Origin of the sequence: Streptomyces phaeolivaceus, from assembly GCF_009184865.1 — a bacterium.
Classification (GTDB): Bacteria; Actinomycetota; Actinomycetes; order Streptomycetales; family Streptomycetaceae; genus Streptomyces; species Streptomyces phaeolivaceus.
This window is the reverse complement of sequence record NZ_CP045096.1, coordinates 6,871,679-6,897,512: the sequence shown is the minus strand read 5'-3', so window position 1 is coordinate 6,897,512 and position 25,834 is coordinate 6,871,679. Positions and strand designations below refer to the sequence as shown.

22 protein-coding genes and 2 pseudogenes are annotated in these 25,834 nt (G+C 69.5%); 15 read left to right on the top strand and 9 right to left on the bottom strand.

Annotation, left to right across the window (positions count from 1 at the left end):
* Positions 1-132: 132 nt before the first annotated feature.
* Complete coding sequence (locus F9278_RS31980; RefSeq protein WP_193241719.1) at positions 133-2,190, bottom strand: thioredoxin domain-containing protein; 2,058 nt, start codon at positions 2,188-2,190, stop codon at positions 133-135.
* Positions 2,191-2,378: 188 nt separating this feature from the next.
* Here F9278_RS31980 and F9278_RS31975 point away from each other — a divergent pair, with 188 nt between their 5' ends.
* On the top strand, positions 2,379-2,963 hold the full coding sequence (locus tag F9278_RS31975; RefSeq protein ID WP_152171397.1) for an ArsR/SmtB family transcription factor: 585 nt from the start codon (positions 2,379-2,381) through the stop codon (positions 2,961-2,963).
* 10 nt (positions 2,964-2,973) lie between these two features.
* The gene (locus F9278_RS47545; protein ID WP_152171396.1) at positions 2,974-3,177 is read left to right on the top strand and encodes a hypothetical protein; all 204 of its coding nucleotides are present in this window, start codon (positions 2,974-2,976) and stop codon (positions 3,175-3,177) included.
* Positions 3,178-3,260: 83 nt separating this feature from the next.
* Here the strand turns inward: F9278_RS47545 and F9278_RS31965 are convergent, their stop codons facing one another.
* Positions 3,261-4,895, bottom strand: a complete 1,635-nt coding sequence (locus F9278_RS31965; RefSeq protein WP_152171395.1) for a recombinase family protein — start codon at positions 4,893-4,895, stop codon at positions 3,261-3,263.
* A 299-nt stretch (positions 4,896-5,194) separates the two neighbouring features.
* Here F9278_RS31965 and F9278_RS31960 point away from each other — a divergent pair, with 299 nt between their 5' ends.
* The gene (locus F9278_RS31960) at positions 5,195-8,512 is read left to right on the top strand and encodes a tetratricopeptide repeat protein (protein ID WP_152171394.1); all 3,318 of its coding nucleotides are present in this window, start codon (positions 5,195-5,197) and stop codon (positions 8,510-8,512) included.
* 95 nt (positions 8,513-8,607) lie between these two features.
* Here the strand turns inward: F9278_RS31960 and F9278_RS31955 are convergent, their stop codons facing one another.
* Both F9278_RS31955 and mca read right to left on the bottom strand, forming a co-directional pair.
* Positions 8,608-8,853 (bottom strand): hypothetical protein, encoded by a 246-nt coding sequence (locus F9278_RS31955; protein ID WP_152171393.1) that lies wholly within the window; start codon positions 8,851-8,853, stop codon positions 8,608-8,610.
* Positions 8,854-8,874: 21 nt separating this feature from the next.
* Positions 8,875-9,726, bottom strand: coding sequence for a mycothiol conjugate amidase Mca (mca, locus tag F9278_RS31950; RefSeq protein ID WP_193242053.1), 852 nt, complete (start codon positions 9,724-9,726; stop codon positions 8,875-8,877).
* A gap of 235 nt (positions 9,727-9,961) precedes the next feature.
* Here mca and F9278_RS31945 point away from each other — a divergent pair, with 235 nt between their 5' ends.
* The gene (locus F9278_RS31945) at positions 9,962-10,360 is read left to right on the top strand and encodes a DUF4307 domain-containing protein (protein ID WP_152171391.1); all 399 of its coding nucleotides are present in this window, start codon (positions 9,962-9,964) and stop codon (positions 10,358-10,360) included.
* Between the two features lie 170 nt (positions 10,361-10,530).
* The gene (gene greA, locus F9278_RS31940; RefSeq protein WP_152171390.1) at positions 10,531-11,031 is read left to right on the top strand and encodes a transcription elongation factor GreA; all 501 of its coding nucleotides are present in this window, start codon (positions 10,531-10,533) and stop codon (positions 11,029-11,031) included.
* A gap of 94 nt (positions 11,032-11,125) precedes the next feature.
* Here the strand turns inward: greA and F9278_RS31935 are convergent.
* From F9278_RS31935 to ilvA, 3 genes and pseudogenes are all read right to left on the bottom strand, one after another.
* Positions 11,126-11,503 (bottom strand): annotated as a pseudogene (locus F9278_RS31935) (ABC transporter permease); the annotation flags it as partial.
* 359 nt (positions 11,504-11,862) lie between these two features.
* Positions 11,863-12,102 (bottom strand): annotated as a pseudogene (locus tag F9278_RS31930) (ATP-binding cassette domain-containing protein); the annotation flags it as partial.
* 170 nt (positions 12,103-12,272) lie between these two features.
* Entirely contained in the window at positions 12,273-13,499 is a 1,227-nt protein-coding gene (gene ilvA / locus F9278_RS31925) for a threonine ammonia-lyase (RefSeq protein ID WP_152171389.1), read from the bottom strand.
* Positions 13,500-13,664: 165 nt separating this feature from the next.
* Here ilvA and F9278_RS31920 point away from each other — a divergent pair, with 165 nt between their 5' ends.
* The 3 genes from F9278_RS31920 (at position 13,665) to F9278_RS47540 (ending at position 14,991) form a co-directional block, all read left to right on the top strand.
* Positions 13,665-14,159 carry a MarR family winged helix-turn-helix transcriptional regulator gene (locus F9278_RS31920; protein ID WP_193242052.1) on the top strand — a complete coding sequence of 165 codons (495 nt, stop codon included), beginning with the start codon at positions 13,665-13,667 and terminating at the stop codon, positions 14,157-14,159.
* Between the two features lie 92 nt (positions 14,160-14,251).
* Positions 14,252-14,746: a sigma factor-like helix-turn-helix DNA-binding protein gene (locus F9278_RS31915; protein WP_226967048.1), complete on the top strand. Its 495-nt coding sequence runs from the start codon at positions 14,252-14,254 to the stop codon at positions 14,744-14,746.
* A complete protein-coding gene (locus F9278_RS47540; RefSeq protein ID WP_226967047.1) occupies positions 14,743-14,991 on the top strand; it encodes a hypothetical protein in 249 nt (82 codons plus the stop codon). The genes F9278_RS31915 and F9278_RS47540 overlap by 4 nt, the downstream gene beginning before the upstream one ends.
* Before the next feature lie 39 nt (positions 14,992-15,030).
* Here F9278_RS47540 and F9278_RS31910 read toward each other — a convergent pair whose 3' ends face one another.
* Positions 15,031-16,185 (bottom strand): cystathionine gamma-synthase, encoded by a 1,155-nt coding sequence (locus F9278_RS31910; protein WP_152171388.1) that lies wholly within the window; start codon positions 16,183-16,185, stop codon positions 15,031-15,033.
* A gap of 113 nt (positions 16,186-16,298) precedes the next feature.
* Here F9278_RS31910 and F9278_RS31905 point away from each other — a divergent pair, with 113 nt between their 5' ends.
* From F9278_RS31905 to F9278_RS31880, 6 genes are all read left to right on the top strand, one after another.
* Positions 16,299-17,417 (top strand): hypothetical protein, encoded by a 1,119-nt coding sequence (locus F9278_RS31905; protein ID WP_152171387.1) that lies wholly within the window; start codon positions 16,299-16,301, stop codon positions 17,415-17,417.
* A 177-nt stretch (positions 17,418-17,594) separates the two neighbouring features.
* The gene (locus tag F9278_RS31900) at positions 17,595-19,235 is read left to right on the top strand and encodes a M48 family metalloprotease (RefSeq protein WP_152171386.1); all 1,641 of its coding nucleotides are present in this window, start codon (positions 17,595-17,597) and stop codon (positions 19,233-19,235) included.
* Positions 19,232-20,335 (top strand): hypothetical protein, encoded by a 1,104-nt coding sequence (locus tag F9278_RS31895; protein ID WP_152171385.1) that lies wholly within the window; start codon positions 19,232-19,234, stop codon positions 20,333-20,335. Before F9278_RS31900 ends, F9278_RS31895 begins: the two co-directional genes overlap by 4 nt.
* Before the next feature lie 130 nt (positions 20,336-20,465).
* Positions 20,466-21,131, top strand: coding sequence for a peptide-methionine (S)-S-oxide reductase MsrA (gene msrA / locus F9278_RS31890; protein ID WP_152171384.1), 666 nt, complete (start codon positions 20,466-20,468; stop codon positions 21,129-21,131).
* Between the two features lie 325 nt (positions 21,132-21,456).
* Entirely contained in the window at positions 21,457-22,416 is a 960-nt protein-coding gene (locus tag F9278_RS31885) for a hypothetical protein (RefSeq protein WP_152171383.1), read from the top strand.
* Positions 22,417-22,435: 19 nt separating this feature from the next.
* Positions 22,436-23,572 (top strand): hypothetical protein, encoded by a 1,137-nt coding sequence (locus tag F9278_RS31880; protein WP_152171382.1) that lies wholly within the window; start codon positions 22,436-22,438, stop codon positions 23,570-23,572.
* 56 nt (positions 23,573-23,628) lie between these two features.
* Here F9278_RS31880 and F9278_RS31875 read toward each other — a convergent pair whose 3' ends face one another.
* Entirely contained in the window at positions 23,629-24,672 is a 1,044-nt protein-coding gene (locus F9278_RS31875; RefSeq protein WP_152171381.1) for an NAD(P)-dependent alcohol dehydrogenase, read from the bottom strand.
* Positions 24,673-24,853: 181 nt separating this feature from the next.
* Here F9278_RS31875 and F9278_RS31870 point away from each other — a divergent pair, with 181 nt between their 5' ends.
* A complete protein-coding gene (locus F9278_RS31870; RefSeq protein ID WP_152171380.1) occupies positions 24,854-25,786 on the top strand; it encodes a helix-turn-helix domain-containing protein in 933 nt (310 codons plus the stop codon).
* Positions 25,787-25,834: the final 48 nt, after the last annotated feature.

The following is a 25,834-nucleotide window of genomic DNA, read 5'->3' as shown; positions in this document are numbered from 1 at the left end:
ACTGTGAACCCTGGGGACCCTTCCGATAAAAAGCGTGTTTCCGTTCGGTAGAACATCTAATCGGACGTGTCCACACACCATGCCGTTTCCGGTCAGTTGTGCACCCTTGCCCCGGTCCCTGACCGGCGACTTTCAGCCGGACGAAGCCGTTCCGAGGGTCGAACGCAACCGGTCGATATCGGTCGTCGGAGCATCACATGTGAAATTACGGCAGACATACGCGGTCGGTTCACCGCCGACGAGCGGACGGTCGGCCAGCAGCGGCAGCTCGTCACCGCCCGCGGGCCCGACGGCCACCACCGCACCCGGCGCGGTCCCCAGCAGCGCCGCCCGATGCAACTCCGCCGTCCCCGGGTGCCCCTCGGGTCCGACGACCGCCACCTCGCGCGGCCCGTCGAGCAGCGCCTCGGCGGTCGCGAGCCCCCACCCGATGAACCTCGGCGCACGCGGCCCCAGCGCCTTCACCACGCCCAACGCCCGCTCGGCGGCGCTCCGATGGGGCTCGGAGCCGGTGTGCGCGGCATAGCTCAGCAGCGCTCCCGCCGCCGCGCTCCACCCGGACGGCGTGGCGTTGTCGGTCGGATCCTGCGGGCGCCGGATCAGCTTCTCCGCGTCCACGGCCGTGTCGTAGAGCGCCCCGGACTCCTCGTCCACGAACCGGGCGAGCACATGGTCGAGCAGGAACCCGGCGAACTCCAGCCACACCCCCTCCCCTGTGACCGACGCCAGCGCCAGGAACCCCTCGGCGACGTCCGCGTAGTCCTCCAGCACCCCCGAGTTGGCCCCCACTCGCCCGTCCTTGCTGGTCCGCGCGAGCCGCGCCTTCTCGTCCAGATGCAGCCGTACGAGGAGGTCGGCGGCGGCGATGGCGGCGTCCACCAGGTCGGGGCGGTCGAAGTAGGCGCCGGTCTCGGCCAGCGCGGCGACGGCGAGCCCGTTCCAGGCGGCCACCACCTTGTCGTCCCGGCCGGGGGCGGGACGTCGCGAACGGGCCGCGTTCAGCCGCTCCTTGACCGACTCGATCCGCTCGGCGTCGAACACGCCCTCGTGCTGCGGCAGTTGCAGCACGGACGCGCCCTCCTCGAAGGTGCCCTCCTCCGTGACGCCGAAGTAGTGCGCGGCGAGCCGTGCGTCCTCCTCGCCGAGCACCTCGGTCAGCTGCTCGGGCGTCCAGACGTAGTAGGCGCCCTCGACATGCCTGCCGGAACCGCTCCCGTCATCACTGTCGGCGTCCAGCGCGGAGGCGAACCCGCCCTCGTTCGTGCGCAGTTCACGGACCATGAAGTCGGCGGTCTCCAGGGCCACGCGGCGGGCCGGCTCGGAGCCGGTGGCGCGCCAGAGGTGGGCGTAGACCCGGCAGAGCAGGGCGTTGTCGTAGAGCATCTTCTCGAAGTGGGGTACCAGAGGTCCATCGGTGCGCGCCAGGAGGACGTACCGGTGAAAGCCGCCCCCAACCTGGTCGTACAGACTCGAACGCGCCATCGCGCCGCACAGCCCTTCAGCCATTTCCCCCGCCGCCACGGAACCCGTTCGCGCGTGGTGGCGCAACAGGAATTCGACCACCATCGACGGGGGGAACTTGGTGTTCCCCTTGAACCAGCCGCTCGTGGAGTCGACGTCCCGGGTCAACTGCAGGAGCGCCTGAGACTGGGTCTCCCCGGAGGGCAATCCGTCAGACCCGGCGCCCAGCGCACGCTCAGCAAGATCCCTCGTGATCTTCACCGCCACGTCCGCCACCTCTTGCCGCCGACTCGACCACGCGTGATGGACGCCTTCGAGCACCTGACGGAAGGACGGCATGCCCTGACGAGGCCCGGGCGGGAAGTAGGTGCCGAAGTAGAACGGTTCCCCCTCCGGCGTCATGAACACCGACATGGGCCAGCCGCCCTGGCCGGTCGCGGCCTGCACGGCCTCCATATAGACAGCGTCCACATCAGGACGCTCCTCACGGTCGACCTTCACGCTGACGAAGTGCTCGTTCAGGTACGCGGCGGTGCCCTCGTCCTCGAAGGACTCCTTCGCCATGACGTGACACCAGTGGCAAGCGCTGTATCCCACGCTCAGGAAAACGGGAACATCACGCCGCCGAGCCTCCTCGAAGGCAGCGGGCTCCCACGGACGCCAGTCGACCGGGTTGTCCGCATGCTGGAGGAGGTACGGGGATGTGGCGTGCGCGAGTCGGTTGGACATGCCCTCATCCTTACGCACCCCGCAAGGCGCCGCCTACATGCCACGAGGAGGGCGCGCAACGGAGCCCTGCCAGAACCACAGCCGGTGGACCGTGACTCCATCGTGCCCCGCAGGGCTCGACCCACCACACAGGACCACTTGCAAAGAAAGCATTGCAACACTTTCTATGCAAAGCTATCTTTGCGTGTATGAACGAGGAGCAGGGCCCACAGGTTCACAGTCTCGACGCCCGCTCGTTGCGTGGGCTCGCACATCCGCTGCGCATGCGGCTACTGAAGGAACTGCGGCACGGCGGACCGGCCACCGCGTCGCAACTGGCGTCAAAGCTGGGCGAGTCCAGCGGTGCCACCAGCTACCACCTGCGCCAACTCGCCTCGCACGGCTTCGTTGAGGACGCTCCCGAGCACGGTAAGGGGCGGGAGCGGTGGTGGCGAGCGGTCCATATGGGCGTGCGTTTCGACGAGGCGCTGCTCAAGAACCAGAACCCCGAAGTACGCGGAGCCGCCGACCTGTTCCTGCACGAGGTCGCGAACCATCACACCCAGGAGCTGGCGACATGGCTCGGCACGCGCGACGACTGGTCCAAGGCGTGGAACCGCTCCTCGGACATGAGTGACTGGACGCTGAGCCTCACTCCCGACCTCGCCCTCGAACTCATCAACAAGATGCACGACCTCGTGGAGAGCTACCGCACGTCCTCTCCCGACAACAGCACCCCAAACACGGAGCAGGTGCGCGTTCACACACACGTCATCCCCACGCACACGGACTGAGAGGCCTCCGATGCACCCCGAGACCCACCTCGCCCTGCACCAAATCCGCGCAGCAGAATTACGTGCCGAAGCCGACGCATACCGTCTCGCCGCCAAAGTCCGGCGCCCCCAGGGCATGCGTACGCGACTTGGTTGGATACTCGTGAAGGTCGGCCTGCGCCTGGCAGCCGTCCCCAGGACAGTGGTCGAAGTTCCCAGTCCCCAGGGTGTGTGAACGTCCCCCACGGAACCCTCGCCGCGGCCCAACCGCCAGATGCACTCGTACACAGTCAGCCCACCAGAGGCGACCGCGTGCTGCTACGAGATCCAGTCGAACTCAAGCCGCTCAAGAATGGGCGTGTGATCCCCCCGTCGGGCTGCTGGCCCGACAGTGATGGCCTTCTCCCCAAGAGCGCACTGCAACAGCCTGCGCTTGTGCGCCGTGTCCGCCACCTCCCACGTTTCCCGCAGATTCTCGATCCCCAAGAGCGGGGCGAGATCGGCCTCAGCGTCCAGAGTCTCCAAAGCGGCGGTCGTGCTCTCGATGAAGGTACGTTGGCCGTCGCTCAGTACGTCGAAGCGACCTTCGTCCATCTTCCCGTAGACGTAGAAGTCCTCTTCGAGCTTCTTCACGCGCTCACGAGCAGCCTCAAGCGCCCTCAGAGCCTCTTCCTTCCTCGCTTGCCTCTCCGGATCCGCGAAGGCAAGCCATCGACGTGCCATCTCGATGACGACCGGGGAATCGGGCGCAAGGGCGGTGACGTGTTTGATCCACGCTTGCCCAACCGCGTGGTCGATGCGGTCCGCGAGGGTCACGACACCTTGACAAACCGACTTCCCACGCGTCTGTCGAACCTCACACCGGTAACGCCCCCCTCGGTGGCTCATCGGGCCACCGCACGGCTCCAATTCCCCCACGCCCTTCTTGTCCCGCATCCGACCGCACCGGTAGCTCCCCGTCCCCAGGTACTTCGCTGCCGGCTTGCCCTTCGCCCAGCGTTCATCGGTCCGCTCACCAATGAGTGCCTTGATCTTGAACCACTCGTCCGGGGCAACCACCCCCGTGCCGCACATGACGATCTCGCCCTGGTGGTCACGCAGAGGTTCTCCGTACCCCTCCCATCTGTCCAGGAGGTTGCCGTCTTCGTCCGTCTTGCGCCGCCGAACCGGGACCATGCCCGCGAAGAGCGGGGACTGAGCGAGCTTGCTCACCGCCGTGGGCGACCACGTGGCTCCGCTCCGGGTGCGATGTCCTTCCTCATTGAGCCTGTGCGCTGTGTCCTTGGTCGTCTTCATGTCGAGCATCAGGTCGGCGAGCCTGCGAGCCGTGGGGTACTCATCCGGGTGAGGTTCGACCTTGCCACTTCCCGGCTCACTGCGGAGGCCGAAAGGTGGTCTACCCGTTCCACGTCGACCTTCCGCCTTGTGCGAGTCATGGCCGCTCTTGACCCGCTTCGCGATGTCCTTCGCTTCGTCCCTGGCGCGTTCACTCAGGATGGCGAAGACGATACGTCCCCCCTGCGATGAGTCGAGCCCCTCGGAAACTGACACCAGCCGCGCTTGCCGACGGTCGAACTCGTCCAGGATTCGACCCACTGCCCCCATGCCACGTCGGTCGAAACGGTCGGCCCTCCACACACAGAGCGTCTTCACCTTGCCATCCATGACGGCTTGCGTGGCCTTCTCGAACTCCCGCCGACGTACATGGGTCTTCGACGCCGAGAGCTGTTCGAACCAGACGTGCCGGACCTGGAGTTCATTCGCCTGCGCCCAGCGCACCACGTCTCGCAAGTGCCCTCGGAGAGTAGTCAGGTCTTCCGTCTTGTTACTGCGTCGCAGGTAGGCGTCCACAAGTCCGGCCGGTTCGGCGGTCGCAGGCTTGTCCAGTCCCAGTATCACCAGTTCGTCCTGGCTGAGCCCCAGTCCGCCCAGTGTCGTGTGATCCTCGCGCACGCCAACTCCTTCCGGTTTCAGGGCAGATGCTACGGAATGAATAGACCTTTGTTATCTATTTTCCTCAAATGCAGCACGATCTACTGACTGTTGACCGAACAGCTGGCGGAGCCACCCCTAGCTGGTTGCAGATCCCGTGGCGCGCCATGGACTCGCAAGCGTCAGGCGGACCCATGGGCCGTCATGAACTCGAATGCGCCCGCGCATGCGCCCCCCGGCTGATCCACGCCCTCTCGCTAACGCGCCCCAATCGCTCCACACTGGCCGGGGAAAGCCGTTTCGGCGAAGGGGGACGTGTGATGCGGGACAGCCACCGGGCAGACGCCGAAGGGCTGTTGGTGCGGGCGGTCGAGGACGAGGTCCGCAGGTCCGGCGGTCGTACGGACGGCGTCGTCCTGCTCGGCCGCGCCCGCGCCGCCCTGGACACGATGGCGCAGAACGCCGCGGAGGAGTACGAGGCGTACACCCGCGCACTGGACGAGTCGGAGGCCGGCCGCCTCACCTTCGGCCAGCGCTACGCGAAGGAGGGCTCCGGAACCCCCCTGCTGGTCGCGGCCGTCGCCGCCGGCACGGCGGTCGTGGCCGACCTCTCCTTCGGCGTCGACACCGGCACCGCCGTGAGCACCGGTGTGATCGTCGGCGTCGCGAGCGCCGTGGCGACCGTCCTGAAGGTGACCGCCTCCCATGTCCCCGCGAACCACCACCGCGCGGGCGCCCTGGGCCAGCCCGGCGGCCCCGAACAACTGCGGCTGCAGTGGCTGACGGCGCTGGAGGTGCGCGGGATACGGCCGTTCCTGGACCAGCAACGGGTGCTGAACGCGTCCACCGCGAAGAAGAAGGCGCCCCAGCTGCGCGGCGCCGACAAGAGCGCGGCGGCCCGGCGGCGGAACGTGCTGGAGCAGTCGTTCACCCAACTCCCGGAGACGGACGACCGGTTCGCGGACCGCCGGGCGGAGCTGGGGAAGATCCGGCAGTGGGTGCAGGCGTCCCGCGCGGAGACCGAGACCCGGCCGACCGTCGTCGTGCTGCACGGCGCGCCCGGCTCCGGCCGTACCGCTCTCGCGGTGCGCGCGACCCATCAGCTGCGGGACTACTTCCGGGGCGCCTGCGTGGTCGATCTGCGCGCCGACAGCCCGGAGGAGACCCCGCTGCCCACCCGGGACGCGCTGATGCATCTGCTGAATCGTCTCGGCGCCCCCCGCGACCAGCTCCTCTTCCGTGAGCGCACCTCCCAGGACCAGCAGGTCAAACGGCTCAGCGAGCTGTACCACCAGCATCTGGCCGCCGTGCCGGTGACGATCGTCCTGGACGACGCCTCCGACCCCGAGCAGGTCCGCGCCCTCGTCCCCGAACGCTCCGACAGCCTCGTCCTGGTCACCACCCGCTCCCCGCTCGCCCTCCCCGCCGACCTGCCGGCCTGGGTCCACCAGCTGCCGGTCGAGGCGCTCGACGGGGACGGTACACACGAACTGCTGAGCACGGCCGCGCAGGACGGCTCGGTGCTGTCGGCAGGGTCGGCGGGGGCCTCGTCCGCGCGGGCGTCGACGGGCGCGGCCACGGGCGCCGCGGGGTCCTCGGCGGCAGCCTCCGGGGCCTCTTCACCGGGGGCGCGCTCCGGCTCGTACGACACCGAGTCCGTCGCCCGGATCCGGCAGCTGTGCGGGGGTCTGCCCCTCGCGCTGCGCATCGCCGGCTCCTCCCTCGGCCCGCGTACGCCGGGTCAACTGGCCACGGAACTGGGGGCGTACGGCCCGGTCGAGCCGGTCGAGCGGGCCCTGTGGCTGCGCTACACCGACCAGTCGGAGCCCTCGCGCCGGCTGTTGCGCCGGCTTGCGCTGGCGGGCCGCGCCTCCCTGGGCGCCGCCGCCGCGGCCTCCCTCCTCGCCACCGACGAGACGGAGGCGACCCGCCATCTCACCGCGCTCGCCCGCGCCGGCCTGATCGACCATGTCCACGGCAACCGCTACCGGCTGCACGACCTGGTCCGCGCCTTCGCCCACGCCCGGCTCCTCGACGAGGAGGAGGAGCGCGAGCGCACGGCCGCGCAGGAACGGCTGATCGTCACCTACGCCGACCTCGCCGACTCCGTGCTGCGCCTGGTCGACGGCAACATGTCGACCCGCTCGGACCGCTTCGGCCAGCACGGCTTCGTGTCGCTGGAGGAGGCGCTGCGCTGGCTGGACGACGAGACCAGCTTCATCACCTCCACGCTCCGGCACGCGGAGGGCGTGAACCAGGCGGCCGTCCTGAGCCTCCTCGGCGCCCTGTGCGACTACTGCCTGCTGCGCGGCGACCTCTACCGCCTGGGCGAGCTGAGCGAGCTGGCCCAGTCGGTGGACCAGGGGCTGCTGACCCGCTCGGTCCAGTGGCGTACGGGTATCGCGGCCCGTCAGCTGGGCGAGCTGGACAAGGCCCGTACGACGCTCGCCTCGGTCGTCGACCTCTACATGGAGACCAACCACGACGCGGGCGCCGCCCGCGCCCTGTGCTCCCTGGGCATCACCCTGCACCACCAGGGCAATCTGACCGAGGCGGCGACCAAGCTGCTGGAGGCGCTGCAGATGCAGTCGGTCCCCGGGCTGGCGGCCGACCGCGCGTGGACCATGCACGCCCTGGCGGCGGTGGAGCGCGACCGCTCCCATCTGGCCGACTCCCTGGACCTGCTGACCCGCGCCCTGGTCATCCACCGCCAGCAGGAGTCCCTGCACGGCGAGGGCTGGGCCTACTTCCAGCTGGGCCAACTGCTGCTGCGCATGGGCGAGATACAGCAGGCGGAGACCGAACTGCGCACCGCCCTGGACCTGTTCGGCCGTACCCGCGACGCCCGCGGTCAGGCCTGGTCCATGACCCAGCTGGCCCGCGCCCGGCTGGTCGCCGGCGACCCCTCGGCCGCCGTGGACGGGCTGCGGCAGGCCGTCTCCCGGCACCGCGACAACGAGGACGCCCGCGGCGAGGCCTGGTCCGGCTACTACCTGGGCCAGGCGCTGGAGGAGACCGGCAACCTCGACCAGGCGGTCCGTGAACTGGAACGCTCCCGGACGATGTTCTCCCGGATGCGGGACGTCTACGGGCTGGCCTGCGCCCGCCACCACTCGGCCCGTGTCACGCGTGACCAGCGGGCCGTGCAGACCGGCTCGCTGCGCAACTCCGGCTTCGCCCGTCAGCTCCTCGTCGACGCCCGCGCCGACTTCCAGCGCATCGGCGTCGCCCACGGCGAGGCCTGGACCTGCCTGGAACTGGCGGTCGTCGACGCGGGCAACACCCGCACCCCGCAGGCCCTCGCCCTGTGCGAGGAGGCGACCCACCTCTTCACGTCCTACGGCGACCGCCGCGGCGAGGACTGGGCCCGCTTCCTGAAGTGCACCCTGCTCCCCTACGCGGCCCCCGGAGGCGTCGAGATCGGCACCGCCGTCGCCCAGGAGGACCTGGCCCATCTCTCCCGCACCGCGCACCCCCTGCGCGACGAGAAACTCACCGAGTACATCGAGGCGTACGAGCTTCTGCTGGAACGCGGCATCAATCTGGAGACCGGCTGGCGGGCCTGGACCCTGGGCATGGTCCCGAACCGCCACGCGAGGGAGGTGATGGGGGTGCCGGTGCGCGGGGCGACGGCATGACGTGACGTGACGCTGTGACACCAGAGCGGTGCCACAGAGTCACGCCGTCGAGCCCGTCGAGCCCTCCGAGCCCGGCGGGGCCGGTGTGGCGGCGGTCAGCTCTTCGCCGGGGTCGTCTTCCCGGGCGCGTCCGTCGTCGTCTCCCCGACGGAGGCGTCCGTGTCCGGCGACTCCTTGAAGTCGACCTTGCCCATGTGCTTGTTCATGGACTTCATCAGGCCCCAGACGGCCAGGGCCATCACCGCGAAGACGATGAACCCGAGGACGCCGGGGGTGACCTTGTCCTCGTCCACCTCCTTGGCGAGGGGGACGAGGTGTGTGACTGCCAGGCTTACGCTCATGCCTGGCATTGTCCCCCAGGGCTAACGGATGCCCGCAAAGAGGTCGTCCTCGGGGAGCGAGGTGTCCACGAGGGACTTCGCCAGCTCGTACTCCTCGGTGGGCCAGACCTCCTTCTGCAGGTCCAGCGGGACCCGGAACCAGCCGCCGTCGGGGTCGATCTGCGTGGCGTGGGCGATGAGAGCCTTGTCACGGATCTCGTAGAACTCGGCGCAGGGGACGTGCGTGGTGAGGGTGCGGTCCTTGTGCTCGGACTCGTCCCACCGCTTCAGCCAGTCGCCGTACGGGGACTCCAGGCCGCGCGTGATCAGGGCGTTGTGCAGCGCCTCGGTGCGGGCGCGGTTGAAGCCCTGGTTGTAGTACAGCTTCCGCGGCTGGTACGCCGGGCCGTACTCGGCCTCGGGGTACTTCTCGGTGTCCGTCGCGCCCTCGAACGCCACCATGGAGATCTTGTGGGTCATGATGTGGTCGGGGTGCGGATAGCCGCCGTTCTCGTCGTAGGTGGTGATCACCTGGGGACGGAACGAGCGGATCTTCCGGACCAGCTCGCCGGCCGCCTTGTCGACGTCCTCCAGGGCGAAGCAGCCGTCGGGAAGGGGCGGGAGGGGGTCGCCCTCCGGAAGGCCGGAGTCGACGAAGCCGAGCCACTCCTGCCCGACGCCGAGGATCTCGCGGGCCTCGTCCATCTCCTTCTTGCGTACCTCGTGAATGTGCTCCTCGATGTACTTGTCGCCCTGCAGCTTCGGATTGAGGATGGAGCCGCGCTCCCCGCCCGTGCAGGTCACGACCAGCACGTCCACCCCCTCGGACACATACTTCGCCATGGTGGCCGCACCCTTGCTCGACTCGTCGTCGGGGTGCGCGTGCACGGCCATCAGTCGCAGCTGGTCAGTCAAGACTCATTCCCTCGTCACTCGGCGCCCGGCCTGAACTTCGGTGACTCGGCCCGGCGCGATCCGGAGAGTCCATACTGCCGTCCCGCTCGGACACCCGTGTGGGGCGGCCGTCAGGCCCTGGGCGGGGGGCTTCTATAGTGACGGCATCGGGGGGTGGGATATTCCCGGTCCAGAGCCTGGACACCGCTGCCCGACAGGACCCGGGAGGACGACCATGACGACGGCGAGCACGCGGCTTCCCGAGGGCCGCTACGGCCGCTCCGCGGACGAGCGCGCCGACCGCAAGCTCAAGGTCATCGGCAGCGTCCTCGGCGCGGCCCTCCTCGTCCTCATCGGCTGGTTCGCCTACCACTATGTGGCCGGTAACAGGATCAGCGTCGAGATCTACACCTTCGATACCTCGGCGAACTCAGTGAAGGTGCATCTGCGGGGCGACAAGGACGCCGGTGTCGAGGGCTACTGCACCGTGCGCTCGCAGGCCGAGGACGGCGCCGAGGTCGGCCGCGCCGACTTCCGCTTCGCCGCCGGGGTCACGGACATCGACGAGGTCTTCACCCTGAAGACGACCTCGCGCGGCACCACCGCCGAACTGCTGGGCTGTCACGCGAACTGACCCCCGGCTCTCCGGCAGCCAGGGCTGACCTGCGTGGACGTAATGCTTGTGGTTTATGTCCTCCCCCTTCCGCCGCTGAATTGTTAGGCTCGTGGTTTCGCCCACTCGTGAAGGAACATTCTTCTGGGTAGGGCGATGCTTTGTATTCCCAGTACCTACGAGGAGCACCTGTGACCCAGACCAGTGAGAACGTCACCTGGCTGACCCAGGAGGCGTACAACCAGCTCAGGGCCGAGCTGGAGTACCTGTCTGGTCCCGCGCGCACGGAGATCGCCGCCAAGATCGCGGCCGCGCGCGAGGAGGGCGACCTGCGCGAGAACGGCGGGTACCACGCGGCCAAGGAGGAGCAGGGCAAGCAGGAGCTCCGTGTGCGCCAGCTGACCCAGCTCCTGGAGAACGCGAAGGTCGGCGAGGCTCCGGCGTCGGCGGACGGCGCGGTGGCGCCCGGCATGGTCGTGACGATCGCCTTCGACGGCGACGAGGACGACACCGTGACGTTCCTTCTCGCCTCCCGTGAGTACGCCAGCTCCGACATCGAGACCTACTCGCCGCAGTCGCCGCTCGGCTCGGGCGTGACCGGCAAGAAGGTCGGCCAGGACGCGCAGTACGAGCTGCCGAACGGCAAGTTCGCCTCGGTGAAGATTCTCAATGCCGTGCCCTACCAGAGCTGAGCGCACCATCGTCGCTCGACCCGTGGCCCCCGGCGCCCTCGCGGTGCCGAGGGCCACGGTCATGCCCGGGGCCGGTCGCCGCTCGTGCTGCCGCTCATCCCGCCGCCGAGCGGTACTTCCGCACGGACAGGGTCCGGAATATGACGACGATCAGGACCGAGTAGATCAGCGAGGCGCAGACCGGGTACCGCATGGGCCAGGCGTCCGACGGTGACACCCCGGGGTTGCCGAACAGCTCGCGGCAGGCCTGGACGGTGGCACTGAACGGGTTCCAGTCGGCCACATGCTGCAGCCGGGGCGTCATCCGGCTGCAGTCCACGAACGCGTTCGAGATGAAGGTGACCGGGAAGAGCCAGATCAGCCCGCCGGAGGTGGCGGCCTCGGGGGTGCGCACCGAGAGGCCGATGAGCGCGCCGACCCGGGTGAACGCGTAGCCGAGCAGGAGCAGCAGCCCGAAGGCGCCGAGGACCTCATGACGGGCCGGATGAGCCCGAAAATTACCATTTCCGGGAAACATGTTCGGTCGTCTTCGTCTCGTTGCGACTGGAGTCGCATCCGCCCCGACCTGCACGTTCCGCCGTGTACTTCGGGTCGACGGAGCCGGTTACCTCCATCGGAGGCAGCACGTAAGAGGGAGGCGCAGGAACGCCCTCACAGGGCTCCAGAGCCTCTATGGCGCGCTCGCACTCCCCTGACCCGAACCAGTGCGTCACACGCCGGTAGAGGCTCCCATAGCCCCTCCCTTGGATGCGCGGGCTACCGCCGCACTCCTTCCAGGTCCGCCCCTCCCGCGACCTCTCCGACATCACTTCGAACCCGCCCCGGACGTCCCTGGCCGAAGAGGCCGACCGAGCGCCGTACGGCGTCGGGGTCCTTCAACACGTCGATGCCGGCGACCACGGCCCTGCCGCTGTCGGGGCGCAGCAGGGTGGTGAGGCATCGGACGGTCGTCGTCTTGCCCGCGCCGTTCGGCCCGAGCAGACCCAGGACGGTGCCCTCGGGGACGTCGAGGTCGACGCCGTCGAGGGCTCTTACGTCACCGAAGGTCTTCACCAGGCCTTCGGCATGGATGGATGGCGCCTGACATGTGGTCCCTCCACGTCTTTGCGGTTCTGCGCATTGTGGTTCTGCGCATTGTGGTTCTCAGCAGCGAACACGAGACACACCATAACGCGATGTATCGCGTCTCTCAATGGACTTTCCCGAACGAGTGACAAGCGACGACCGCGGGGCCTCCGGCCTCAGTCGATGACGGTGTAACCCGCCTCGCGGAGCGCGTGGTTGACCTCGGCGCAGTGCTTGGGGCCCCTCGTCTCCAGGTGCAGTTCGACCTCCACCTCCGTGAGTCCGAGCCGGGGGTCGGTCCGTACGTGACTCACATCCAGGACGTTGGCGTCGACCACTGACAACACTCCCAGAAGTGTCGCGAGGGCGCCGGGGCGGTCGGTCAGGCGGAGACGTACTTGCAGGTAGCGGCCACCGGCGGCCATGCCGTGGCGCAGGATGCGCTGCATCAGCAGCGGGTCGACGTTGCCTCCGGAGAGCACCGCGACCACCGGGCCCTCAAAGGACTCCGGTTCGCGCAGCAGGGCCGCGACGGGGCTGGCGCCGGCCGGTTCCACCACCAGCTTGGCCCGCTCCAGGCAGAGCAGCAGGGCGCTGGAGAGGTTGTACTCCGAGACCGTACGGACCTCGTCCACCAGGTCGGCGACGATCCGGAACGGCACGTCGCCGGGCCGTCCGACCTTGATGCCGTCGGCCATCGTCGCCGGGTTCTCCACGGCCACCGGCACCCCGGCGGCCAGCGACGCTGGATAGGCGGCGGCGCCCTCCGCCTGGACGCCGACGACCCGTACGTCCGGCCGCAGCGACTTCACCGCGACCGCGATCCCGGCCGCGAGCCCGCCACCGCCGATGCCGACGACGATCGTGCGCACCTCGGGGCACTGCTCCAGGATCTCCAGGCCGACCGTGCCCTGACCGGCGATGACGTCATGGTGGTCGAACGGGTGGATGAACACCGCGCCCGTCCGGTCCGCGTACTCCTGGGCGGCGGCCAGCGTCTCGTCGACCACCGTGCCGTGCAGCCGCACCTCGGCCCCGTACTCCTCGGTCGCGCTGATCTTCGGCAGCGGGGCGCCCTTCGGCATGAAGACCGTGGAGCGCACCCCGAGCAGCGAGGAGGCGAGGGCGACGCCCTGGGCGTGGTTGCCTGCGCTCGCGGCGACGACTCCGGCGGCGCGTTCCTCGGGCAGCAGGCCGGCGATCCGGACGTACGCGCCGCGCAGCTTGAACGAGCCCGTCCGTTGCAGGTTCTCGCACTTGAGGTGGACGGGGGCGCCGACGAGTTGCGACAGATGCCTGCTGCCCTCCATGGCGGTGACACGTGAAACGCCCGTAAGCATCTTCTGCGCGCCGCGCACGTCGTCGATCGTCACGCGAAAGGAGTCAGCCGTGCTGTAGCTCATGACCACCAGTCTCGCAGTTCACAGGGGCCGAACGCGGGTGTGACCAAGGGGCGGGACCGGGTTTCAGCGGCGCCCGTACACCCCACGCCCGGTCCGCGTACTCTGTCCCCCAACCCAGCGCCCCACGCATGAATTGAGCCTTTGGCCATGCCCACAACACCTGAAATGTCGATGGACATGACGACCGTCGGTGACAACGGTCTTCTCGACACGCTGCAGCACGAGGTCGCGGTGTTCGCGCGCCGTGCCGAACAGACCCGGCTCGGCGGTGTCGGGCAGGTGCGCAACTCCATGGACCGTGCCGCGTACCTGCTGCTCAACCGCCTCGACAACGAAGGCCCGATGGGCGTCAAGGCGCTCGCGGCGAGCATGGGGATCGACTCCTCGACGGTGACCCGTCAGGTGGCGCCGCTCGTGGACACCGGACTCGTCAAGCGCACGTCCCACCCGGAGGACGGCCGTGCCGTGGTGCTGCAGCTGTCGCCGCGCGGGCTGTCCCGCCTTGAGGAGGTACGTTCCTCCAGGCGTCAGTTGATGGCCGAACTCACCCAGGACTGGGACCCCGAGGAGCGCGAGGCCTTCTGCTCCCTCCTCACCCGCTTCAACACCGCGCTCTCGACCCGGATGGCGGCGGCGCCGGAGGCACCTTCCCCCTCCTGACCCTTGACCGCGCCCCCGCTCCTGGCCTCATATGAGACCGGGCCCTCCTGGGCCTCGTTCCCCTCGGAGTCGGCCTCGGACGGGAGGGCGTGATGCGAGAGCGGCATGTGGCCCGGGGTGCCCGCCGGGACCGGGAGTTCGAGGCGTTCGTCGCGGGTGCGGCGGGACGGCTGTCGCGGACCGCCACCCTGCTGACGGCGGAGCCGCCGGGCGCCAACCCGCGCGCGCGACGGCTGCTGACCCACGCCCTCGCCCACACGTACGCCGGCTGGGACCGGCTGCGCGGCGAGGATCCGTACGACCGTGCCCGGCAGCAGCTGGCCGTCCGCTTCGCGCGTGAGGCCTGGCACCATCACGCTCTCTTCGGCCACGCGCGCGGGGGCGTGCTGAGCGTCCTCAGCCCCCAGGAGCGGCTGATCCTCGTCCTGCGGCTCCACGAGGGGGTCGCGGAGGAGCAGACGGCGGCGCTGCTGGGGCTGCCCGTGGAGCGCGTACGGACGATCTGTCTGCGCGCGATGGCGACCGTGCTGCATCCGCCGCGCGAGGCCGCCCCGGGGACGAAGGTGGTGGAGGTGGCGCCGTCATGAGTCTGCGGGACCGTGAGGCCGCCGTACGGCGGATCCTGGAGGACGGGCCGGTGCGGGTGCCGTCCGATCTGTGCGCGGCGGCGGTGCGGCGCGGCGGGCGGATGCTGCGGCGCCGGACGGCGGCCCGGCGTCTGATGTGGCTGGTGCTGACGGCCGCCGTCGTCGCGTTCGTCGTGTGGGCGCTGACCGCCCGCCCCTGGGTGGAGCCGCCGTCGACGACGACCCCACCGATGACGGGCTGGTGAGCGCCCGGCCAGGGGCCCGTCGGGGTGTCTAGCCCGTGTCTAGCCCAGGGCCCGCTGGAGGTCCTCCAGGAGGTCGTCGACGTTCTCGATGCCCACGGAGAGGCGGACGAGGTCGGCGGGGACCTCCAGGGCCGAACCGGCCACCGAGGCGTGCGTCATACGGCCCGGGTGCTCGATCAGGGACTCGACGCCGCCCAGGGACTCGCCGAGGGTGAACACCTCGGCGCGGTTGCAGACCTCGACGGCCGCCGCCTCGCCGCCGGTGACCCGGAACGACACCATGCCGCCGAACGCCTTCATCTGCTTGGCGGCGACCTCGTGCCCGGGGTGCTCGGGCAGTCCCGGGTAGAGCACGCTCGACACGCGCGCGTGCCGGGTGAGCATGTCGGCGACCTTCGTGGCGTTCTCGCTGTGCCGGTCCATGCGGACGGCGAGCGTCTTGGTGCCGCGCAGCACCAGCCAGGAGTCGAAGGGTCCGGCGACCGCGCCCATCGCGTTCTGGTGGTACGCGAGTTCCTCGCCCAGCTCCTGGTCGCCGACGACCAGGGCGCCGCCGACGACGTCGGAGTGCCCGCCCATGTACTTGGTGAGCGAGTGCACGACGACGTCCGCGCCGAGCGCCAGCGGCTGCTGGAGGTAGGGGGTGGCGAAGGTGTTGTCGACGACCAGCTTCGCGCCGGCCTCACGGGCGATCTGGGCGACGGCCGGGATGTCGGTGATGCCGAGCAGCGGGTTGGAGGGGGTCTCCACCCAGACGACCTTCGTCTTCGGCGTGAGGGCGGCCCGGACGGCCGTGGGGTCGGAGGTGTCGGCCACCGACCAGTCGACGCCCCACCGGGAGACGACCTTCGCGAAGAGGCGGAACGTGCCGCCGTACGCGTCGTTGGGGATGACCACGTGGTCGCCGGGGCTGAGCAGCGTGCGCAGCAGGCAGTCCTCGGCGGCGAGCCCGGACGCGAACGCGAGGCCGCGTCGGCCGCCTTCGAGGGCGGCGAGGTTCTCCTCCAGCGCGGTGCGGGTGGGGTTGGCGCTCCGGCTGTACTCGTAGCCGCCGCGCAGGCCTCCTACGCCGTCCTGCTTGTAGGTCGAGACCTGGTAGATCGGCGGGACGACCGCGCCGGTGAGGGGATCCGCGGTGTTGCCCGCGTGGATCGCGAGGGTCTCGAAGTGTTGGCTGTGGTGGGTGTCGCTCATAGCTGCCGAGCCTAAGCGGTCGGAGGGGGGCAGGGCGCCTTCCGGGGAGGGGACCGAGGTTCGGGCCCCGACCGGGTTGGGCAATTGTCAGTGGCTTCTGGAACCCTTGTCGTATGGAGATTCTCTGGGTCCTGATGGCGATGCTCATGATCGGCTTTGTGGCGTGGCCGATCCTGGCGCGTCGGCGGGCCGGTATTCAGCAGGTCGAGGCGGGGCATCCGGACGCGGCGGACCCGGCGAGCTACGGGTTCGTGCGGCAGGAGCTGCTGGACGTGCGGATGCCGGGGCCGGACCAGGATCTGCTGGATGTGCTCGACGTGGTGCAGCGGTCGCACGACCACCGCGCGGCGAAGCAGCTGCTGGCGGGTACGGAGGCGGCCGGTGAGGTCCGGTGGCAGCGGGTGCAGGCGTTCGCGGGCGCGGCGGCGCTGGAGCTGGCGCAGCGGCCCGGCGGAGTGGGCGAGACGCCGGGCGGGCAGTGGCTGCGGGTGTGGCGCGCGGAGGCGCCCAAGGACGCGGGCGGCGCGGCGGTGCACGCGGAGTTCCTGGTGCAGCAGGCGTGGCGGACGTCGTCGCCGGGCACGGACGACTTCCGGATCATCATGGAGGAGGCCAGGTCGGCCTGCGGCGACGCGGCACTGCTGGCCCCGGGCGACCCGATCCCGTACATCGTCGAGCTGTCGGTGGCGCGGGGGCTCGCGTACTCCCGTGAGGAGTTCGAGCAGCTCTGGCTGAGGATCCTGGACCGGGCGCCGGAGCACATGGGCGCCCATCTCGCGGCCCTGCACTACTGGTGCGGGAAGTGGCACGGCTCGCGGGAGCTGGCGTACTCCTTCGCCGAGGCGGCGGCGGCCCGCGCGCCGCAGGGCTCGCTGCTGGCGGCCATGCCGCTCTTCGCGGTGTTCGAGCACCTGCCCGAGGTGAACCTGGTGCAGGGCTTCTACCAGAGCGAGGTCGTCACCAAGGCGATCCACGGTGCCCTGTTCGCGGTGCACGCGGCGCGGCCCGACGACCCGATGCTGGCCCATGTCCGCCATCTGCTGATCTTCTTCCTGGTCCGCTCCGAGCGCTGGTCCGAGGCCATGAACCAGCTCGTCCACGTCGACGGCCATGTGGGCGCCCTCCCCTGGACCCTCACCTCGGACCCGGCCGCCGACTACGCGATATACCGGGCCCTGGCGGTGGCGGGCTACGAGGCGAACGGCGGCACCCCGGCGACGCTGCCGCACTGAGGCCGAGGCGAGGCCCTCCGGGGGCGTCCGACACTCCCAGTAAGCCCTTGCGACCCCGTACATCCGTACGAAATACTCCGCCCCTCACACCACTTGGTCATGGACACGTCCGCGACCGTCCGATGTCATGGCATGAATGATCGTTCGCGATCTTTCCCGTGGGGGGACCACTGCCCAATGGGCGCGACCCTGCGCGCGCTGCGCGCCCTCGTGCTGCTCGCCGGCTTCCATCTGCTCGGCGTGACCCTGCTCGCGGCGCTCGCCGGCGCCGACTACCTCCTCCACCTGCACGCCCCGTGGGGCGTCGCCGTCAAGCTGTACGTGGTCTCCGCACTGCTCGCGGTCCCGCTGGTCCGCGGGCTGTTCATGCTGCGGACGCCGAAGGGCGAGGAGCCGCCGGGCCTGCCGGTGACGGAGGCCGAGGAACCCGGACTGTGGCGCGCGGTACGGGAGTCGGCCGACCGGGTCGGCACCCGGGCGCCCGCCCGGATCGTGCTGACCGCCGACGTCAACGCCGCCGTCGCCGAGGACGCCCGGCTGCTCGGCCTGCTGCCCGGCAGGCGCCGCCTCTACCTCGGCGTACCCCTGCTCCAGGGGCTGACCGAGGCGCAACTGCGCGCCGTCCTCGCCCATGAGCTGGGCCACTACTCCAACGCCGACACCCGGCACGCCGCGATCACCGTGCGCTGCCGGGCCCAAGTGCTGCGCGCCATCCGGCACTTCGAGGAGCTGGCGGACCGGAGCGCCGGACGCGAGCGGGCCCGGCAGGAGAAGAAGAACGCCAAGGCCGCGGCCAAGGGGAAGAAGACCGGGGAGATCGACACCCGGCACGTGGGCCTCACGTACCGCGCGCTGGCGAAGCTCTACATGGCCTACGCCAAGCTGTACATCCGCGCCACGCTCGCCGGTGCGCGCCGCCAGGAGTACGCCGCCGACGACGCCTCCGTCCACGTCGCCGGCCGGGACGCCACCGCGTCGGCGCTGCGCGAGATACCGGTGCTGGACACCGCGTACGACTTCTACATGAACAGCTACGCCACGCTCGGGGCCGAGGCCCGGCTGATGCCGCCGCGCGGCGAGTTCTTCGGCGGCTACGGACGGCTGCTCTCCGGCCGTCAGCTCGAACTGGTGGGCCTGCGCACCGAGTTGCCGACCGAGCCGGCCTCGCCGTACGACTCGCACCCGCCGATCGCCGACCGTGTCGCGCGGATCGAGGCGCTGCCCGCCGACGGCCGCGCGGACGAGGCCAGGGGCGCGGCGATCGGTCTGCTCGCCGACCCGGACCGTGTGCTGGTGGCGCTGGAGGACGCGGTGCTCACCGAGAACGTGCTGGGGTTCCGGCGCACCGCCGACTGGCCGGAGCTGCTCGACGGCTCGATGGACGCGCGTTTCGCCACCCTCGACACCCCGCTGCACCGGGCGCTGGCGAGGTACACGAAGGACCGGCCTTCGCTGGCCGCGCTGCTGAGGGTGATCGACGACGGTCAGCTGTGGCAGCTGGCGCGGCGGCTGCCGATGTCCGACGAGGCGGCCGAGGCGCGGGGGCGGGCGTTCCGCGAGTTCGTACGGCCCTCGCTGGCGGACGGGCTGGAGCGCATGGTGCTCGCCGAACTGCACGCGCACTCCCGGCTGAGCTGGGACTTCTCCTGGGCCGAGCCGGTCGTGGTGCGGCTGCCGCCCACGCCGGACGGCACGGAGACCGATCTCGACGCCGCGATCGCCGCGGCGGTCGCCGACCGTCCCGACACGGGCCCGCTGCGCACGCTGCTGCCCACACCGCAGGGCCCCGCCGCCCGAGAAACGGACGCACCGCGATGACCGTACTGCTGTGGACACTGGCCGTCCTGGCGGTGCCGACCGTGCTCTTCGGGCTCTGGATGGCCTGGGTCTTCCTCAAGGAGTTCTTCTTCCCCGGTGGCGACGCCGCCCAGGAGATCGCCGAGGCGATGGGGCTGCTGCCCGCCGAACGGCAGCACACCGGGCTCGCGGGCCCGCTCCCGGCCGGTACGGAATCGGCGCTGGCCGCCGTGCGCGGCGGCGACTGGAAGGCCGCCGCCAAGCTGATGCGGGACATCGGCCGGGACTGGGAGCGCCGGTCCTGGGCCGCGTATCTGCTGGGCGAGATCGCGGCGCGGGAGGACGACTGGCTGCTCGCCTGGGAGTCGGACCGGCCCGACGACCCGGACGCGGCCGTCGTACGGGCCCGCAGCACGGTCGTCCTGGCCTGGGAGCTGCGTGGCGGGAAGCCGGCCAGGCACACGACCGGTGAGCAGTTCGGGGGCTTCCACCGGATGCTGGAACGTTCCCGCGAGGAGATCGGCCGGGCGGCGGCGCTCCATCCGGACGACCCGACGCCGTACATCACCGAGATCTGGGTCGCGCTCGGGCTCGGCTATCCGCACTCCGAGATGGACAGGCTCTGGACGGAGATCACCGCGCGGGCGCCGCACCACTACGAGGCCCATTTCTCGGCGCTTCAGTACTGGTGTGCGAAGTGGCGGGGTTCGGAGAAGCTGGCGGTCGAGTTCGCCGAGCGGGCGGCGGCGCGGGCGCCGTTGGGCAGTCTGCTGACCGCGTTCCCGCTGATCGCGCACTTCGAGCACGACACCTCGGACGACAACGACGTGGACCGTACGCCGAGGATGATCGGCCGCGTGGACGCGGGCCTCGCGGACGCGGCGGCGGCCGATCCGGCCCACCCGCGTCTCCCGGAACTCCGGCACCTCCTCGCGTACTACCTCTCCCTCCAGGACCGCGACGAGGCCGCGCTCGAACAGTTCAAGCTGGTCGACGGGTACGTCGAAGCGCTGCCGTGGCGCTACCGGGGCGACGGCGAGGCGATGGCCGCGTTCTACTGCCGCATCCGGAACTCGTCGGCACAGGCGGTCGCGGCGACGGCGACGCGCTCGACAAACTGAGCGGGCGAGGCCGCGAGTACGGAACGCGCCCCGGGACGCTGCGCGAAACGCTGTGCGGAATGCGGGCGGTAGCCGGAACGTTCCTCAGGTACCGCCCGCTCTTTCCGAGCCCCAAGGAGGAGGAGTTCCCATGCTCTTCGGCCGCACGCCCCAGCTGCCCACCCCCGAGCAGGCTCTGCGTGGCCGCGCCGAGCTGCCGTTCACCGTCCCGGACCGGCACACCGTCCTCGGCACCCCGCTCCTCGGCCCCTACCCGGAGGGGTACGAGACGGCCGACTTCGGCCTCGGCTGCTTCTGGGGCGCCGAGCGGAAGTTCTGGCAGCTCCCGGCCGGTGTGTGGACGACCCTCGTCGGCTACCAGGGCGGCTACACGGAGAACCCCACCTACGAGGAGGTCTGCTCCGGCCTCACCGGCCACACGGAGGCGGTCCGCGTGGTCTACGACCCCGCCCTGATCTCCTACGAGCGTCTCCTCCAGGTCTTCTGGGAGGCCCACAACCCCACGCAGGGCTACCGGCAGGGCAATGACGTAGGCACTCAGTACCGCTCCGCCGTCTACACCCACACCCCGGCCCAGGCCAAGGCCGCCGAAGCCTCCCGCGAGGCCTACCAGCAGGTCCTGACCGCCGCCGGCCACGGCGACATCACCACCGAGATCCTCCCGGCGGAGGGCCGCACCTTCTACCCGGCCGAGCCCTACCACCAGCAGTACCTGGACAAGAACCCGGCGGGCTACTGCGGCATCGGCGGCACGGGCCTGTCCTGCCCGATCGGCGTGGCGAAGGCCGAGGGCTGAGGAACGTGCCGGACGACGGCTCTGCCATCAGACCGAGTGACGTTGCTGGCCAGCTGCGTTACAATGACGGTCAGCGGGGTCGCTCCCTGCGAAGAACTTAATTGACGTTGGATCATCTAGCCCGTCTAAATGATCAAACGGCAACCTCGGGACACAGCCGCAGCAACGCAACCGTCGTGGTGCTGGCAGGTGAAGTCCCCCTACGGGGTCTGACCGGTGCGGATTTCCGCAGAGGTCACGCGAGCCACTGCCAAGGCGCGGCAACGACATGTTTTCTTCTCGATAGCCCCCGATGGGGCTATCTCACTTTAGAGGGGCACATGTCATGACCGAACCTGAGCTGTCGAAGCAGAGAGAATCCGCCTTCGCGACGCTGGTCGACGTCGTACGGGAATGGCGGTCCGCCGGGCGTGTCACCACCAGCGCCGGCGTGAAGCCGGCGTTCGTCCAGGCGACGCAAGGCAAGAACGAGCAGGACTACGGCTTCGGAACGTGGCGCGAGTTCGTCGAGGCCGCCGCCGAAGCCGGCCACGTACGGACGGAGCGGCTGGCGACCAATCACACAGGCATCCTGCTGCCGGACGAGAACCTTGCGGTGACCACCGCGAAGCTGGAACAGGGTCACAAGCGCGACGATTCGAACACCTCCCTGGCGCGCAGCCGCTTCAAGTCCGATGTGTGGGCCGCGTTCGTCGAATGGCATGACGGACACCGGCGGCTCTGGGACTCCCGGACGTCCCGGGCGTTCGTCTACCCGGTGGACGAACACGACGAGCCCACCTGGGTCTCCCAACCGGATCGCTTTCGCGCGATCGAGCCGGTGACCCCGGAGGCACAGAAGGAATGGATGCGCGCATGGGCGCTCAGGCAGCCACCCGCCGACCGTGCCGCCTTGCTCGCCGCGCTGGCACCGGACGCGCCGCTGCGCTCCTTCCGGCATGTGCTGGACTCACGAGGGCTCGCCCTCGAGTGGCGTGCCGAACTGCAGAACAAGGTGGGCGCCCATGTGCGCGCCTGGGCGGATCAGCACGCCGTCGCCTGGCACGATCTCACCACCCCTCTGCCACCTGAGCGGTCGTCGGCATCGTCGAGTTCTCCGACGTACAGGGCTGCGAACAAGAACGTCAGGCCCGCGTCGACGTCCGAAACCCGGGACGCACGCGCGGCGGGCGGGAGCGATCTCGAAAGGCTGCGCGAGATCGTCCACCGCGCGATCGACCGTATGTCGTACGCGGAGCTGGCAGACATTCCCATCCGGGCCGAACACCTGCTCGGCGACCTCTAATCTCATACGGCATCCGGACATGGCTGCGAAAAGCGGCAGGGCCGCATGTAACCTCGCGCTGCTGATTCAGCGGGAAGGTGCCTACGAGGAGTTGACCGGCGATCCAGCCGATCTCATCCTCGGCGAGAGACGCGGGTACTCCCTCCTGCGCCAACACCTTGAACGCAGGAGTGGCTCAGGGTTCCTCAACGATGTGCTCAGCCAGCTCCGGCAAGGAGGCCTCTCCACCGGAACGGCGCTCGTCTGCGCGCGGGAAGTCGTCAACTCACCGGGCGTGGCACTGATGCGTAGGCGCGAAGACAACCTCCACGAGTTCTTGCAGGCATCTCTCGTCAGAGGAAAAGACGGCACAGACACATATTTCGTCTCGCTGCGGGTCGCCACTTCCGCGAGCAAACCGCCGGAGGTCGTGGAAGTACACACGGAATCGCTCCCCGTGGACATCGCCGAGGATGCCTGTGACGTGACGGAGTACCTGGAGATGTGGTGGAAGGAGTTCAACGTCCGCGAGATCACCCTGCCCGAACTCTCCAAGCCGAAGAATCTCCTGTGGCTCGGCGATCCCTCGGTTTCCGGATACATCGACGTGCCGGCTGACTGGCAGTCCCAGATTCGCACGGTCGCCTCGGTGCTCGGGATGCGCGCCCAATTCATCACGCGTACCACCCAGCTGCGCGCGCGAGGCCCTCAACTTCGCGACACGATCGATACGAAGATACGGCTGCGTGGCTGGCAGTCGTCCCAGAAGGTTGCGCACGAAAAGAGTGACGAGGTCACGGAATTGATCGTGGGCACCCCGGGTTCATCCTTCTCGAACCTGCTGACGCATACGCGGCAGACATTGATCCCTATCGCCCTTGACATGGATATCCATTCGCCGCACGAAAAGCGCGAACTGCAACCGGGGGAGATCGTGTATCACCGAAAGGTCGGCGACAGCACGAAGTACGACCATTTCGACGAGGGGTCGTCGAAGCCGTGCAGGTGCAACAAGACGTTCACACCCTTCAAATCCGCCCCCAAGGCATCAGGGGGAATGGCGAGGCGTTACACGAACTTCCACGACAAGGACGTTCAGCTCAAACACTGCCCGAGGTACCCCAACTGCAACATGTACGCTGTCGAGCGTCGCGGAACCGGTTCCGACGCCGACTGACCGGCCGGAGCCGGAGTCGGCGTCCTTGGCTCACCCAGCAGTGGGTGTCCGCTCGCTCAGATCGTCGACGTGTCGATCACGAACCGGTAGCGGACGTCGCTCGACAGCACCCGCTCGTACGCCTCGTTGATCTGGTCCGCGCGGATGAGTTCGATCTCGGCGCCGAGGCCGTGCTCGGCGCAGAAGTCGAGCATCTCCTGGGTCTCCTGGATGCCACCGATGCCGGACCCCGCCAGGGTCTTGCGGCCGGCGATGACGGAGAAGAGGTTGAGCGCGACGGGCTCCTCGGGCGCGCCGACGTTCACGAAGGCACCGTCGGTCTTCAGCAACGACAGGTACGCGTCGAGGTTCAGCGGAGCCGAGACCGTCGACAGGATGAGGTCGAACGTGCCCGCCAGCTCCTTGAACGTCGCCTCGTCGCTCGTGGCGTAGTAGTGCGTCGCGCCCAGCTTCAGACCGTCGTCCTTCTTGCGGAGGGACTGCGACAGGACGGTCACCTCGGCGCCCAGCGCGTTCGCGAGCTTGACGCCCATGTGGCCGAGGCCGCCGAGACCGACGACGGCGACCTTCTTGCCGGGGCCGGCGTTCCAGTGCCTGAGCGGGGAGTACGTGGTGATGCCGGCGCACAGCAGGGGCGCGGCCTCGTCGAGGGCGATGCCGTCGGGGATGCGTACGGTGAAGGCCTCGTCGACGACGATCTTCTCCGCGTAGCCGCCGTAGGTGGGCTCGCCGTCCTTGCCGACGGCGTTGTACGTGCCGACGCTGCCCTTCAGGCAGTACTGCTCCAGGCCCGCCCGGCAGTTCTCGCACTCGCGGCAGGAGTCGACCATGCAGCCGACGCCGACCTTGTCGCCGACGGCGAACTTGGTGACACCGGAGCCGACGGCCTCGACGACACCGGCGATCTCATGGCCGGGGACCATCGGGAAGATCGCCTCGCCCCAGCCCTCACGGGCCTGGTGGATGTCCGAGTGACAGATTCCGGCGTACTTGATGTCGATCAGAACGTCGTGCTCACCGACCTCGCGGCGCTCGATCGTGGTGCGCTCCAGCGGAGCCTTGGCGGCGGGCGCCGCGTAGGCGGCAACAGTGGTGGTCATGCCGGGGTTCTCCTGATCGTCGTCCCGCATCCGGTCTGCCTTCCGACCGGTTGCGAGGACCAGCCTGCCCGAGATCCCGGCGCTCACCCAGGCCACGGCTTTGCGTACGTCCGCCGGTCCTACCACTGGCGGGGTCAGGATCAGCGGCGTACACAGTCGTACGACCATGAATACTTGACGTATGGACGAACAGCCCGAAGCCGTACAGGAACCCCAGGACGGTGCGGCGCCCGGTGGGACCGCCGGTGCGCTGGACCGGCGTGCCGAGCTGAGCGAGTTCCTGCGCACCCGGCGGGCCCGGCTGCAGCCGGAGGACGTGGGGCTGTCGGCGTTCGGCCGGCACCGGCGGGTTCCCGGGCTGCGCCGGGAGGAGCTGGCACAGCTCGCCGGGGTGTCCGTGGCGTACTACACGCGCCTGGAGCAGGGCAACGGGCGCAATGTGTCGGCGGAGGTGCTCGACGCCATCGCGCGCGCCCTCCAGCTGACCGACGCGGAGCACGCCCATCTCACGCATCTCGCGAAGCCGAAGGCGCACAAGAAGAAGCGGTCGGCCCGTCCGCAGCAGGTGCGGGGCGCCCTGCGGCAGCTGATCGACACCCTGGACGGCATCCCCGCGTACGTCACCGGCCGACGCTCGGACATCCTCGTCTGGAACCGGATGGCGGCGGCGGTGTTCGGGGACTGGTCGGAGCTGCCGGCGCAGGAGCGGAACTGGGCGCGGATGGTGTTCCTGCGGCCCGACTACCGGGATCGGTACGTCGAGTGGGACCAGAAGGCGGCCGACATCGTCAGCTATCTGCGGATGGACGCGGGCTGCCATCCGGACGATCCGCTGCTGTCGGCGCTGGTGGGCGAGTTGTCGGTGAAGAGCGAGGAGTTCCGGCGGCTGTGGGCGACCCATGATGTGAAGGAGAAGGGCCACGGGGTGAAGCGCATGCGCCACCCCCTGGTCGGCGAACTCACCCTCTCCTTCGAGACGTTCCACCTCCCCGACGACCACGAGCAGAGCCTGATCACCTACCACGCCGAACCGGGCTCCCCCTCCGCCGACGCCCTCCGCCTCCTCGCCAGCTGGGGCACGGACGCGACCCGGGCGACGACGGCGAGGCCCTAGAGCGTGTTTCGGAAGTCCCTTCGTCGCCCGGAGGGCGGCTCCGCGGCG

Bases quoted from the DNA above. Each gene is read 5' to 3' on its own strand.
- F9278_RS31980 (WP_193241719.1), bottom strand. From the start codon at position 2,190: ATGTCCAACCGACTCGCGCACGCCACATCCCCGTACCTCCTCCAGCAT.
- F9278_RS31975 (WP_152171397.1), top strand. From the start codon at position 2,379: ATGAACGAGGAGCAGGGCCCACAGGTTCACAGTCTCGACGCCCGCTCG.
- F9278_RS47545 (WP_152171396.1), top strand. From the start codon at position 2,974: ATGCACCCCGAGACCCACCTCGCCCTGCACCAAATCCGCGCAGCAGAA.
- F9278_RS31960 (WP_152171394.1), top strand. From the start codon at position 5,195: ATGCGGGACAGCCACCGGGCAGACGCCGAAGGGCTGTTGGTGCGGGCG.
- F9278_RS31955 (WP_152171393.1), bottom strand. From the start codon at position 8,853: ATGAGCGTAAGCCTGGCAGTCACACACCTCGTCCCCCTCGCCAAGGAG.
- mca (WP_193242053.1), bottom strand. From the start codon at position 9,726: ATGGCCGTGCACGCGCACCCCGACGACGAGTCGAGCAAGGGTGCGGCC.
- F9278_RS31945 (WP_152171391.1), top strand. From the start codon at position 9,962: ATGACGACGGCGAGCACGCGGCTTCCCGAGGGCCGCTACGGCCGCTCC.
- ilvA (WP_152171389.1), bottom strand. From the start codon at position 13,499: ATGAGCTACAGCACGGCTGACTCCTTTCGCGTGACGATCGACGACGTG.
- F9278_RS31920 (WP_193242052.1), top strand. From the start codon at position 13,665: ATGTCGATGGACATGACGACCGTCGGTGACAACGGTCTTCTCGACACG.
- F9278_RS31915 (WP_226967048.1), top strand. From the start codon at position 14,252: ATGCGAGAGCGGCATGTGGCCCGGGGTGCCCGCCGGGACCGGGAGTTC.
- F9278_RS47540 (WP_226967047.1), top strand. From the start codon at position 14,743: ATGAGTCTGCGGGACCGTGAGGCCGCCGTACGGCGGATCCTGGAGGAC.
- F9278_RS31910 (WP_152171388.1), bottom strand. From the start codon at position 16,185: ATGAGCGACACCCACCACAGCCAACACTTCGAGACCCTCGCGATCCAC.
- F9278_RS31905 (WP_152171387.1), top strand. From the start codon at position 16,299: ATGGAGATTCTCTGGGTCCTGATGGCGATGCTCATGATCGGCTTTGTG.
- F9278_RS31900 (WP_152171386.1), top strand. From the start codon at position 17,595: ATGGGCGCGACCCTGCGCGCGCTGCGCGCCCTCGTGCTGCTCGCCGGC.
- F9278_RS31895 (WP_152171385.1), top strand. From the start codon at position 19,232: ATGACCGTACTGCTGTGGACACTGGCCGTCCTGGCGGTGCCGACCGTG.
- msrA (WP_152171384.1), top strand. From the start codon at position 20,466: ATGCTCTTCGGCCGCACGCCCCAGCTGCCCACCCCCGAGCAGGCTCTG.
- F9278_RS31885 (WP_152171383.1), top strand. From the start codon at position 21,457: ATGACCGAACCTGAGCTGTCGAAGCAGAGAGAATCCGCCTTCGCGACG.
- F9278_RS31880 (WP_152171382.1), top strand. From the start codon at position 22,436: ATGGCTGCGAAAAGCGGCAGGGCCGCATGTAACCTCGCGCTGCTGATT.
- F9278_RS31875 (WP_152171381.1), bottom strand. From the start codon at position 24,672: ATGACCACCACTGTTGCCGCCTACGCGGCGCCCGCCGCCAAGGCTCCG.
- F9278_RS31870 (WP_152171380.1), top strand. From the start codon at position 24,854: ATGGACGAACAGCCCGAAGCCGTACAGGAACCCCAGGACGGTGCGGCG.